We start from the raw sequence: 12404 nt of genomic DNA, 5'->3' as shown, positions 1-12404 counted from the left end.
GATGGATTCATGCTGATCAATGAACGTGATGGAAATAAAAAAGATAAAAGAAACCTGCCTTTATGTAGCTGATCTGGAGCGCAGCCGCCAGTTTTATAATGGAAAGCTGGGGCTGGCTGTGATCGGAGAAGTGAAAGACCGGCATATATTTTTCAGAGCCGGGGCGTCGGTCTTACTATGCTTTCTGCCGGGGGCTTCCAAAAAAGGAGGCAATCTGCCACCGCACTTCGGCTCTGGACAGCTGCACCTGGCCTTTGAGGTAAGCCAGAATGACTATGAAAGCTGGAAAGAAAAAGTTAAAGCTGCAGGTATACCCATTGAGCAGGAGTATGACTGGGGACGTGGCTACCTCTCTTTCTATTTCCGTGACCCCGACCAGCACCTGTTGGAAGTTGTCATGGAAGGAATGTGGGAGAAGGACTAACCTCACACTTTTCAGCATGTCATTAATACAACCTGTGAATCCCGCTTCTTAAATTTTAATTGCTAACAAGGGGCTGCTTCTCTTTTACTTCAATGGCCTGCATGCTTGCGTAATTTTTAGTTTTCTGCTTCTGGATTGGCTTCATCCCAAAGGGGACACGGAGCCAATTGACCGGCATGATCAGGTATTTGATCAGCAGGAAGCAGATACCAAATGTACCCAGGCTGATTACGGAAAATTTAAGGCTGATGCTCCAGTCTGCTTGCAGTAGGTAATATCCCAATGCCACGATCACAGTCTGGTGCAGAATATAGAAGGGGTATACCATCTCATTGGCCTGCGCCAGGTACTTATTTCTAATGTTGAGATGCTGCATCGCAAAGCCCAGTAGCACCATCAACCAGAACCATCGGTTGCTTTGCTTCAGCACATAATAAATCCCCAGTTCCACTCCATTTAAGTCAACATCTTTGAACCAGTAGAAAGTATACAGCAGGGTAAGGGTTGCAATGGCGAGCATTAAACTGTACCAGCGCACTTCTCTCACTTTCTCCTGCAATAGGGGAAGCTTCATCAGCAGAAAACCGATCAGGAAAACAGTGATGTAGAGAAAGTGATTAGCCCAGTCATCTATAAGGGCATTCGTGGCAGGAAAGCGCTCGTTTAACAGGACACCACCTATACCTAACCAAAGCGCAGGGAGCACCAGCAACATCCAGCCTTTTATACCTGCAGCACGCATACTAGCACCACGCAGGTATACAAATAGCGGTAAGAACAGCAGACTGTAGCAGAAGATGTAGGTCAGGTACCAGAGGTGGTGCCAGCTGAAATTGCCCTCCGGATAGGGCTCAAACTCGAATATAGAAGGATAAAAACGAAGGTAATCGGTAGCCGAGCCCTGTACCAAACGTTCGAAATATACCTGGGGCGGCACAACTAAGAGCATTCCTACGACCAAAGGAAGCAGAATGCGTTTCAGCCTGTCCTTGGCAAAAGTGCCGGCACTGCGGAACCCCAGCGCAAAGTATACACCCACACCCGACACGAGGAAAATAAGCGACATGCGCCACTGACTCATAAAGATCATGGGCACTTCGAGCGTTTCGCTGAGCACCGGGTTTTTGACGTGCCAGTCCCAACTGACAAAGTACATACCGGTATGATAAAAGATGAGTAGCGAGAAGGCCAGTACCCGTAGCCAGTCGAATTCGTAACGTCTGATTTTAATCTGGTTTTCCATAGCGTTTTGTTTTGATGCAAACATCGCCAAAGAGGACTGAACCCGAAGAATCTGCCGATAAGTACGAGGTGCTAACTTATAGGGAAGTACTTAAACTGAACCGGAAACGGCGTTTTTTCGGTATTGGCCGGGTGTCTGGCCAGTATACTTCTTAAAGACACTGCTAAAAGCAGACTTTGATAAATAGCCTACCTGCTCGGCCACTTCCTCCACTTTGAGGTGTTGCTGGGCCGGGTCGCTCAAAATAGCTTTCGCCTCCTGTATGCGCAGCTCAGCCAGGTATTCAAAGAAGCTCTTGCCCAGGCGCTCGTTCAGGCTTTGCGAAAGGTAATGGGGAGAGGTATGCAGATGCTTGGCCAGAGTCGGGAGTGAGGCCGAGGGTTGGGTATAGAATTTTTCCTGTTCAGCCGTTCTAAGTTTCCGGATTAGGTCCTGCTTGGCCTCCTCACTAAGGGCAGACTTTTCATATTTGACCTGTACCACTGGCTGGAAGAAAGCCGAATCGGTAATGATCTTGTAGCTGGCAAAGAAGAGTTGCAGTACCAGGAAGGAAGCCAGGAAGTGATCGCCTAAGTCACGCTCGAAACTTAGCTTAATAAGCACGACCAGCACCAGCGTCGCAACAAAGAAGAAGAGGAGGAACTTTGCCCAGGTATAGAAGTATGGGCTCGAAGACTCAGCGGTACGTTGTTTACGCAAAAGCAAAAAGCAAAGAATGATGTAGATGAGGATGTGAAGCATGGTGAGCTCATTTACATACCTTGTCCAATGCAATGGATCCCAGAAGAGCTTAATAGTAACCGGCAGACGCTCCAACGATGGGAAATAGGCTCCTATGTAGGCGTTGTATTTGACCTCTTCCGGCTGTATGTAAAAAAGGATGTGGTAAAGAAAGTATACCAAAAACGGAATGAAGTGCAGCCACTGCTTCCGCGTCCAGTTATTACCGTTCAGGCTCCGGAAAAGCAGGTAGGTGAGGGGGCCGACGGCAAAATTTGCGGGCTCTGAGAAATCGACGAGCGGGAGCACCCGGAACATAAGGCCACTATAGCACAGGAACACCTCCAGCACCATGCAGGCAAACGTAAAGACCAGCGCTGCCAGCAGCAGGTGGTGATAAGGTTGCCGGTGCGGGCGTCTGGCCAAAAACAGCAGACCCATGAAAAAGCCCTGAACCACACCCACCAGTAGGATGGCTGCAAACCAGTCGAATCGGAAGAATAGCTCTGTTTGTGGCATCGATAGTAAGGGCTATCTATTGAAAATTCATAAACTAAAGCTAAAACTAAATTTCAACTTAAGGTGAGGTATACCTTAAAATTCTATGGCGGTATTTTAAGAGGAGTGCTAAAAAAAGAAAAGCCCCTGCTGTAGGCAGGGGCTTTTGCAATGCTTAGTAATTCGGATTACTGAAGACGTGCCTGTATCTCTTCGATCAAGCCATCGTAGCGCTTCAGCAGACGACCCCAGTCTTTGAAGTCTTCATCGTCTTTCACACTGATGTTGCGCGATGTGTTGTTCTCACGCTCGTGCCGCTGGCTAACAATCTTCACCACATAAGTAAGGTCATTAGAGTTACCGCCGCTGCTTACGATCACGCGGGTGCGGATCATGTTGGCACCGTTGAAGTTCTGTACCTGCCAGGCACTGGTCAGATAGCCTGTGTTGTAGTCTACAGTCTCCAGTACATCAAAGCGCTTGGTAATGATCGAGCTCAGGATTCTCCAGGCATCTGCCGGGTCTACATTTTTGCTTACAGGTATAGTAATGCGCACGTTGGCCATGTCCGATGAAATAGACGAGGTATACGCTTCGTCAACAGCCAGTTCTACAAACTCAGTTGCCTCTGGTGCCTGCATGTTTTCCTGGTTGCAGTAGTTTTTGATGTAGCGCAGGAAGCCGTCTTTTGTCACACGAACTTCAACGCAACCGTTTTTAGGCACTTTCAGGTCATATTTACCTACGCCTACTACTTTGCCGGCCACTTCGATGTTGGCATCAGCAGGAGAAGACGTTATTTTTACAAGACGATCCTCAAGCAGCGCACGAGTGCGAAGCGGAGGGAGTGGATCAGTTGCTGGCTTGTTGCAGAATACCTGTACCACTTCAGCGAAACCATCTTTCGTCACAGTTACGGTAACGCATGTGCCAAATGGTACGCTTACGTCTGTGTTGCCACGGCCGCTTACTACACCGTTTAATGCTACAGAGGCATCAGCCGGTATCACTTCCAGGCGAACCTGACGGTCTTTCAGCTCAAAAAAGTCTTTTACAGGAGGAGCTTCGCGGTCTTTCTGGTTGTAGTATACCTTGGTCTGTGGGGCAAAACCAGGTTTTCTAACTTCTACGTTCAGGAACTTGTCTTTCTCCACGATTAGGTTGATACGCTTTGAGCCAGCCAGGCGGCCGTCAACGTAGATCTCCGCATCGTAAGGCTCCACGCTAATGTCGATCAGGCGATTTGCCAGCTCAACTTTTTGCTCTTTGTCCCACTTCATGGTGCGGGGAAACTCACGAATCACAGGTTCATAACCCTCTTTCACGATGGCAATACGGTTACGGGAGTCTTTGTTTAGCTTCAACTCGATGCTTCCGACACCCAGCTCAGTTACACGGGTATTGTCCGCATCGTTTAGCAAATAGAATTTGGCATCCGGAAAGTTTGAGGCAACGTTGATCTTGCTCTGCGCAAAAGTAGAAAGCGTCAGCAAGCATAGGATGAAGGATAAGTAGAGATTTCTCCTCATAGGACTAAAATAAAGTGAGTAAAAAATATAAAATAGGTTGGTTGATTACGACAATATCACCACAAATTTAAATCAAATTTATTTAAATTTATATATAACAATTTGTGCATCAATAAAAATACCCAAAAGTGGGTACTAGATTATTGCTATTAAAAAGTATACACGCGATGTTGTCGCAAAGGCAATTCAGCACAAATAAGAAGTGATTATTGCACTGTTAAGTTGTGATTTCAGGGAAGTGTGTCTTATGTTCTGAGTTTAGAAAGCAGATCGGGTGCAATGGTATGACCGCCTTCGAAGGTATGGACTTGCGGTGCGATACCCAGCCGATTCATGATTTCCTGTTGATGCTGTAGCTTGTCAGGAGTGATAAACTCGTCCTGCGTGCCATATACCACATCCACTGGTATACCTTGGAAAGCCGCTTTGCCTGACTCAAAGTCAATATCCTCCGGAAAGGAAGCGGCCCAAAGCACGAGATGCTGACAAGGTACTTGCCCGGTTGCTAACCAGCGACAAACAGTTGCCCCTCCCTGCGAAAAGCCCAGCACATGCACCCGCACATCGGTTGGTACTTGCTGTAGAAGCTTCTGGAGAAGTAAATCCAGATAGGCTGCCTGGTCTTCTATTTCAGAAAGGCGATCTTCTTTGGTCATCCACGTGGCGCCCACTCTGCCCGAGAAGCCATCCAGGTAAAAGCGGGAAAGTCCTTCTGGTGCCACTACTACTGTAGCGCCATCATCCAGCACAGTGAAATGCCGCAGAAAGTAACGGGCCAGCTGACCATAGCCATGACACACCACCCACAGGTCGCGCGTCTGTTCTGAAGGCGTTCCCAAGGTATAGTAACGTGCTGTGCGCGGTACTGTCAGCTGGTGCGCGTGCATAACTTATAAATGTTCCTTGTTGAATTGGAAGGGCAGGAGGTCGGATACACTGCGGAGGCGGTAGAATTTACTGTCCGGTCCTTGGAGGAGCACAGGTATAGCTTCGCCTTGCTTGTGTTCGTACTCGGCCATTACCTGACGACAGGCACCACAAGGCATAGCCGGCAGAAAATGTTGTTCGCTTCGTCTGCGGGCCGTCACAGCGATCATCTTGATCTTGGTGTTCGGGTGATGGGCGCTCATAGCGAACAGAGCGGTACGCTCAGCACACAGGCCGGAAGGGTAGGCGGCGTTCTCCTGATTGCTGCCCTTGAACATGGTGCCATCCTCGAGTACCAAAGCGGCGCCTACGAGAAAATTAGAATAAGGGGCGTAAGCATCGTTAGCGGCTTGTTGGGCCAGCTCCATTGCGTCGCGCTCCTGTTGGGTTAGTTCTTCTGCCGAGTCCAGTACGTCGATGCAGATATGTATATTCAGCTCACTTGCCATTTAAGACCTTCTAGGTATAAAAATTAGAAAAGGGCTATAAATTTAACGCATTATTCTGATAAAACAATGCAAAAGGTTGGCCTTGCAGGTGGTTATTGCTAAATTCAAACTTATCGATACGAACGCTATGAAAAAAATACTCCTGCTGGGGGCAGGTCGCTCCGCATCTTCGCTCATCCAATACCTGTTACAAAACGCACCTTCCGAGAATTGGCACATTACCATCGGCGACATCAATGTGGACCATTTGCAGAGCAAAATCGCACAACTGGACTGTGCTGAAGCGATCGTTTTTAATGTGCACGACGATAAGCAACGGGCCACTGAAGTAAGCAAGGCCGATCTGGTGATCTCGCTTTTGCCGGCGATCTTTCACATAGAGGTGGCGCGGGAGTGTATGAAGCAGGAGAAGCACCTGATCACCGCTTCGTACGTTTCGCCCGAGTTCAGGGAGCTGCATGAAGAAGCCAAACAGAAGAACCTGACCATCATAATGGAGTCGGGCCTCGATCCGGGCATAGACCACATGTCAGCCATGGCAGTCATTCAGCGTGTGCAGGGTATGGGCGGCCGTATCACGTCGTTTAAGTCCTACACAGGCGGACTGGTGGCACCGGAGTCGGACAATAACCCCTGGAACTACAAGTTTAGCTGGAACCCACGCAACGTGGTGCTGGCAGGACAGGGGACGGCCAAATACATCAAGAACGGAGAATATAAGTACATACCCTACCACCAGCTTTTCAGGCGCACCGACGAACTGTACGTGGAAGGCTACGGCCACTTTGACGGCTATGCCAACCGCGACTCGCTCAGTTATCGGGAGCATTACGGCCTGCAGGATATCCCGACCATGCTGCGTGGCACGCTGCGCCGCATTGGCTATTGCGCCGCCTGGGATGTGTTTGTGCAACTGGGCCTCACCGACGACAGCTATGATCTGGAAGGAGTGGACAGCATGACGCACTGCAGCTATTTGGGAGCCTTCCTACCGCCAGCTGCCTCCACCGACGAAACGCTGCAGCAGCGCCTGTGCCGCTACCTGGGTATAGCTGCCGAAGGCGAGATTATGGAGAAGCTGGAGTGGCTCGGTCTGTTTGAAGATACACCACTCGACATGCAAGTTGCCACACCTGCGCAGGTACTCGAAAAGATACTGGTTGGCAAATGGAAGCTGGAGCCCGGTGACAAAGACATGATCGTGATGCAGCATTTGTTTGAGTACGAACTGAACGGCGAGCAGCACGAACTTACTTCCTCGCTGGTGGTACTGGGCGATGATGCCGTGCAAACTGCTATGGCGAAGACCGTAGGCCTGCCAGTAGGTATACTGGCAAAGCTCCTGCTACATGGCAAGATCAACCGAAGCGGTGTACTTATACCGATCTACCCGGATGTGTACGAACCCGTACTTGAAGAACTCAAAGGGTATGGGATTGACTTTGTAGAGGAAGAGAAGGTAAAGGCAGTCCATTAACAGGTATAGCCTCCGGCAATCTTAGAAGATCAGGTAATAGTCCCGCAGTAGCGCTGTGAAGTCAGCGGTATAAGTGGTGCCGTCTTCCTCGCGGATATCGAGTGCCTTCGTGGTTGCCCGTTCTGTCGGCTGGAAGGTATAGGTCTGGATATGCCGAATGCACTTGCCCTTGGTGCGGGTATATACCTCCAGTGTGTCGGTTAGGTATAGCTTGTGCGCTTTGGCAATTGCTGCAAAGTGACTGGCCTCAGCTGGCGGCAAGAGCAGGTATAGCTTGCCGTGTTCAGTGAGGTGTTTTTGAGCAAAAGTCAGGATGTCTTCAAAAAGCAGATCACCGGTATGTTTGGCGGTGTTTTTAGCGGCATTGTCAGATTTAAGGGAAGCCAGAAAAAACGGCGGGTTCGACAGAATAACATCATATTGCTGCGTACAGGTTGTCGCAAAATCCTGTAGAGGCATTGCATGCAGTTTCAGTCGCTCCCGCCAAGCACTTTCCTGAAAGTTCTGCAAGGCCTGTACCTGCGCCTCTGGATTGATCTCTACCGCTTCCACCACCGCCTCCGAGCGCTGCGCCACCATCAGTGCCAGCAAACCCGTACCAGTCCCGATATCCAGCAACCGCTTCGCCTGACTTACTTCTACAGAAGCCCCAAACACACAAGAATCCGTGCATACCTTCATCGCACACTGGTCCTGGTTTATGCGGAATTGCTTGAATTGAAAGTAGGTGTTAGGCAAGAGAATTAGGAATTAGGAATGGTGGCAAAGGTATAGAGTTTCTTCTTTGTCTGAATCAGGATTCACCCACCTCTACCCTTCCCAAGAGGTGGAATCTCTGTAATTACTAATGCAAGTTATAAGCATTAAGGGAAATTACCACTGGCAAGTATAGCAAGACTAACTTGCACCTGAACGATGAAACAGATCACACTTGCCAGGTGCACTTTGTGGCGCTCCACTGTTGGGGGTGAAGGGGTCCCCCTGTCGAGAGCGGTCAGCGAGTTTGGAGAGTCTTGATTTTTTTGCTTACTGGGGGTAGGGGCCCTCTATTTTTTCATCAAGGAAAAAAGTGAGTGCCCGCTGCACAGGCGAAGCTATAAAACAATAAAGGATGGCAAGAGCAAAAGCTATAGCTACAACACTTAGAACCAGCGAACGCAAATAAACAATTACTTCGAATTAAACTGCCCTGACTCAAACCCTTCGTCGATCAACAATTTTGGCGACAGCGCACTGGCAACCGCCAATTCGTCGCAACGCTCATTTTCAGGGTGGCCGGCGTGTCCTCTGATCCAAACGAAACGCACATTATGCTTGGCGTATACTCGCAGGAAACGAGCCCAAAGGTCACCGTTGGCTTTGCCGGCGAAGCCTTTCTTCTGCCAGCCAAAGACCCAGCGTTTTTCCACAGCGTCCACCACGTACTTGGAGTCAGAGTAGACCGTGACAGGTATACCGGGCTTAGTAATCGCCTCAAGCCCCACAATCACGGCCAGCAACTCCATGCGGTTGTTGGTGGTTTTGCGGAAACCGGCAGTCAGTTCTTTCTCGTGGTTTTTCCAGCGCAAGATAGTGCCATACCCTCCCGGACCCGGATTCCCTCGTGATGCACCGTCTGTAAAAAGCTCGATCATGTTTTGATTTTTGAGTTAGTGATGAGTGAATGATTGATTAAGTATGAATTTTTATTCAGTCAGTCAATCATGCACTCCATCAACCATTTATATAGGTAGATTCGTTTTGAACAGCTTGATAGCGATAGCCAGTAGGATTACGCCAAAAACCTTACGGAGCACATTAGCGCCAGCTTTGCCGAGTTTGCGCTCCAGCCATGCTGAGGCTTTCAGAACGATGTAGACAAACATCAGGTTTAGCACAATGCCCACCAGCACGTTTGGCAGGGAGTAGGCAGCCCGCAAAGAAAGCAGTGTCGTCATGGTGCCGGCTCCCACAATCAGAGGGAAAGCCAATGGTACAATTGAACCGCTTTTTACTTCAGGATCAGAATGGAACAGGTCTTTGCCCAAGATCATCTCCAAGCCAATCAGGAAGATAATGATGGCGCCCGCCATCGCAAAGGATTCGAAATCGATGCCGAACAGTTTCAGGATACCATCGCCCACAAACAGGAACACGATCATCAGTATGCCAGAGATGATAGTGGCCTTCTCTGACTCGATCTTGCCTTCCCGCTTGCGCAGGTCTATGATGATAGGGATAGAACCGAGGATGTCGATTACTGCGAACAGGATTAGTGTTACAGATGCGATTTCCTTGAAACTGAACAGCTCATTAAGCATGGTATAGTTGGTTGTTAAAATGTTAGGGCCAATAACTTGCGGGTATAGGTATACCTGCACTTATAAGCGCAATCCGTTAACAAGCCGCAAAGGTAGGATTCTTAGGCGTAATAATGCAGGAAAAAGCGCTTTAGCTCTTCGTACTCTTCGTTGCCAATGGCAGGGAAGTTAGCTACCCGGAACGTGTTGCGCTGCCATGGCCCGTAGCCGTTGCCTAACCGGATATTGTGATGCAAAGCACGTTTCTTGACGTCCTCTACCAGCCGTTCGTTTGCCTCCAGCACCAATACCGTTTTGGAACGCACCTCCTCATTTTCGATCAGCAACTTGAAGTCGGTAAATTGCCCGAAGAACTCATACAGCTCGTTAGCGCGGTCAATCAGGTCGATGTCGATTTGCTTGATAAAAGGCCTGTCCTCGAGCATACGCTTAAGCAGGTAGATGTTAAGCGTGTTCGGCGTATGCACAGTCTGGTAGTTCAGCATCTTTTCGTAGAGCGACACCAGGCTGTTATAATGATTGCGCTCGTTCATTTGCTTGGCCCGGAAGATGGCTCGTGGCGAGCAAACCAGCAAACCTAATCCTGGCGGCAGTCCAAAGCACTTCTGCACGGACGCAAACCAGATGTCAGCTTTGATATACTTCAGGTTAAGGCCCGCCATAGACGAGGTGGCATCCACAGCCGTAAGCGTGTCCCGGAAGCGGTTGTGCAGGTTCAGGATAGAAGCAGGGGTGACTTGAGTGCCGTTAGAAGTTTCGTTTTGCGTAAAGCAGATCAGTTCGGTATCAGTACTGATGTCGAGCTCTTCCACTGGCATGGCTTCGTTAATGTCGAAGCGAACACCTTCGGCATCGGGACGAAGCTTTTTGGCATACTCATACCACTTTTCCCCAAAGGAGCCGTTGTAGATATGAAAGCTCTTCTTTTTCGTAAGGCTCTGAATCAGGATTTCCCAGCACTCAGTAGCCGAAGAGGTAAAAAATATAGAGTAATCCTGCGGAATGTTCAGGCGCCGCTTGAGCGAGCCGACCACCGTGCGCGATAGTTGTACAAACTGTTCTCCGCGATGCGGAGCCCCCAAAATACCCTCGTCATACGCATCTGTCAGGTAGCTGCGCACTTCCGGATAAATCTTAGACGGTCCTGGATAGAAATTCAACATAGAGGGTAATATAAAGAATTATAGTATGGCTACTATAGCAAAAAGCAAATATTTAGTGAACGGGATTCCAGTGTTGTGACGCTATTTTTTGGCGCCAAACCCGATTTGCTTTGGCTTCATACGCTCAAAATACTGTAGTGCCATGCGATAGCTCTCCAAACCAAAACCCGTGATCACACCTTTGCAAAATGCCGCAAACATACTTTTATGACGGAAGGCGTCGCGGGCGTATACATTGGAGATATGCACTTCTATTACTGGGGTTTCGATCGCCTTGATGGCATCAGAAAGGGCCACCGAAGTATGGGTATAGGCGCCACCGTTGAACACAATGCCTTTGTAGCTGAAACCTACTTCGTGCAGCTTGTCGATCAGCACCCCCTCTGTGTTAGACTGGAAATAGGATAACTCCATGTCCGGGAAAGCGGTTTTTAGTTCTTCAAAATAGGATTCGAAGGACTCCGTGCCGTAGACAGACTTCTCGCGGACGCCTAAAAGATTGAGGTTGGGGCCGTTCAGGATCAGAATTTTCATAGTTTTAGGGTCTCGTTGTGATTTCATATCAATTAAGCGGTTGCAATTTAAGGATTAACTATCTTTGCTTTGTTTTTTTTGACAAAAGAAAGTTTTGTCAGCTCCTCTTTTGCCTTAATACTAACTTATGAAGTGGTCCATCTGCATTACCCAGTTTGAACAGTACCTACGCCTCGAAAAGTCGCTTTCCGGTCACTCCGTGGAAGCATACCAGCGTGACATCCGGAAACTAACGGATTTTCTGGAAATCAAAGGTTTGCAGGTACAGCCCGAGCAGATGACACCGCCTATATTACGGGAATTTCTGGAGTGGGTGGCAGGTCTGGGCATGACGCCACACTCCCAAGCACGCACGTTGTCAGGTATACGGGCCTTCTACAAGTTCCTGATCATGGAAGACATGCTCACCGCCGACCCAACCGAAACCATCGAGGCACCTAAACTGAGCCGAAAGCTGCCCGACACGCTGCACTTCCACGAGATCGAACAATTGCTGGCCGCCATCGACCTGTCTACACCAGAGGGAACACGCAACCGCGCCATGCTGGAGACCCTTTATAGCTCCGGACTGCGTGTGTCAGAGTTGCTGGAACTGAAATTGAGCAATCTCTATGAAGACATGGGCTTCCTAAAAGTAGCTGGTAAAGGCGATAAAGAGCGACTGGTTCCAATTGGACGTGATGCACTCAAGCACATCCAACTCTACCGGGAAGGTGTGCGCTGCCACCTCAACATTAAGAAAGGGCATGAAGACTTTGTATTCCTGAACCGACGTGGCGCCAAACTGACGCGTGTGATGGTGTTTACAATCATAAAAGACCTCGCTGCCAAAGCAGGTATACAGAAGACGGTGAGTCCCCATACCTTCCGACATTCCTTTGCCACACACCTGATTGAGGGTGGTGCCGACCTGCGTGCCGTGCAGGAAATGCTGGGCCACGAGTCCATCACCACTACCGAGATCTACACTCACCTTGATCGCGACTACCTCAAGCAGGTGATCAAGGACTACCACCCGAGGAGCTAGGCAGTTAAAGAGTTGAGGAGGTTTTGGCATGTCAGGGAAGGTCGCGGACTATCCGAATCGTGCACTGGAATCATGTGCCAGACATCAATACTCGACGGGCGGTGCAGTTTAGC

Annotated in this window: 13 protein-coding genes; 3 read left to right on the top strand and 10 right to left on the bottom strand. The window is 49.2% G+C overall.

The features are described 5' to 3' along the window. Positions 1-28: 28 nt before the first annotated feature. Positions 29-424, top strand: coding sequence for a VOC family protein (locus AC5FX6_RS13920; RefSeq protein WP_493597665.1), 396 nt, complete (start codon positions 29-31; stop codon positions 422-424). Positions 425-479: 55 nt separating this feature from the next. Here the strand turns inward: AC5FX6_RS13920 and AC5FX6_RS13915 are convergent, their stop codons facing one another. From AC5FX6_RS13915 to cdd, 5 genes are all read right to left on the bottom strand, one after another. Continuing rightward, positions 480-1667, bottom strand: a complete 1188-nt coding sequence (locus AC5FX6_RS13915; RefSeq protein WP_493597664.1) for an acyltransferase family protein — start codon at positions 1665-1667, stop codon at positions 480-482. A 90-nt stretch (positions 1668-1757) separates the two neighbouring features. After that, positions 1758-2906, bottom strand: coding sequence for a helix-turn-helix transcriptional regulator (locus AC5FX6_RS13910; protein ID WP_493597663.1), 1149 nt, complete (start codon positions 2904-2906; stop codon positions 1758-1760). Positions 2907-3073: 167 nt separating this feature from the next. Continuing rightward, positions 3074-4414, bottom strand: coding sequence for a hypothetical protein (locus tag AC5FX6_RS13905; RefSeq protein WP_493597662.1), 1341 nt, complete (start codon positions 4412-4414; stop codon positions 3074-3076). A 245-nt stretch (positions 4415-4659) separates the two neighbouring features. Beyond that, complete coding sequence (locus AC5FX6_RS13900) at positions 4660-5301, bottom strand: alpha/beta hydrolase (protein ID WP_493597661.1); 642 nt, start codon at positions 5299-5301, stop codon at positions 4660-4662. A 3-nt stretch (positions 5302-5304) separates the two neighbouring features. Further along, positions 5305-5790 (bottom strand): cytidine deaminase, encoded by a 486-nt coding sequence (cdd, locus tag AC5FX6_RS13895; RefSeq protein ID WP_493597660.1) that lies wholly within the window; start codon positions 5788-5790, stop codon positions 5305-5307. 127 nt (positions 5791-5917) lie between these two features. Between cdd and AC5FX6_RS13890 the strand changes: the two genes are divergently transcribed. Continuing rightward, entirely contained in the window at positions 5918-7267 is a 1350-nt protein-coding gene (locus tag AC5FX6_RS13890) for a saccharopine dehydrogenase family protein (RefSeq protein WP_493597659.1), read from the top strand. Positions 7268-7288: 21 nt separating this feature from the next. Here the strand turns inward: AC5FX6_RS13890 and AC5FX6_RS13885 are convergent, their stop codons facing one another. The 5 genes from AC5FX6_RS13885 to aroQ form a co-directional block, all read right to left on the bottom strand. Next, positions 7289-8005 carry a tRNA1(Val) (adenine(37)-N6)-methyltransferase gene (locus tag AC5FX6_RS13885; RefSeq protein ID WP_493597658.1) on the bottom strand — a complete coding sequence of 239 codons (717 nt, stop codon included), beginning with the start codon at positions 8003-8005 and terminating at the stop codon, positions 7289-7291. A 431-nt stretch (positions 8006-8436) separates the two neighbouring features. Then, positions 8437-8901, bottom strand: a complete 465-nt coding sequence (rnhA, locus tag AC5FX6_RS13880; RefSeq protein WP_493597657.1) for a ribonuclease HI — start codon at positions 8899-8901, stop codon at positions 8437-8439. A gap of 87 nt (positions 8902-8988) precedes the next feature. Then, on the bottom strand, positions 8989-9555 hold the full coding sequence (locus AC5FX6_RS13875) for a MarC family protein (protein WP_040574344.1): 567 nt from the start codon (positions 9553-9555) through the stop codon (positions 8989-8991). A gap of 113 nt (positions 9556-9668) precedes the next feature. Beyond that, a complete protein-coding gene (locus tag AC5FX6_RS13870) occupies positions 9669-10730 on the bottom strand; it encodes an aminotransferase class V-fold PLP-dependent enzyme (RefSeq protein ID WP_493597656.1) in 1062 nt (353 codons plus the stop codon). A gap of 81 nt (positions 10731-10811) precedes the next feature. After that, complete coding sequence (aroQ, locus tag AC5FX6_RS13865) at positions 10812-11264, bottom strand: type II 3-dehydroquinate dehydratase (RefSeq protein WP_493597655.1); 453 nt, start codon at positions 11262-11264, stop codon at positions 10812-10814. A gap of 127 nt (positions 11265-11391) precedes the next feature. Between aroQ and xerD the strand changes: the two genes are divergently transcribed. Continuing rightward, positions 11392-12291 carry a site-specific tyrosine recombinase XerD gene (gene xerD / locus AC5FX6_RS13860; RefSeq protein ID WP_493597654.1) on the top strand — a complete coding sequence of 300 codons (900 nt, stop codon included), beginning with the start codon at positions 11392-11394 and terminating at the stop codon, positions 12289-12291. Positions 12292-12404: the final 113 nt, after the last annotated feature.

Source organism: Pontibacter sp. LHS2, from assembly GCF_058932845.1.
The sequence above is the reverse complement of the archived record's forward strand: the minus strand, read 5'-3'. Positions and strand labels throughout refer to the sequence as shown.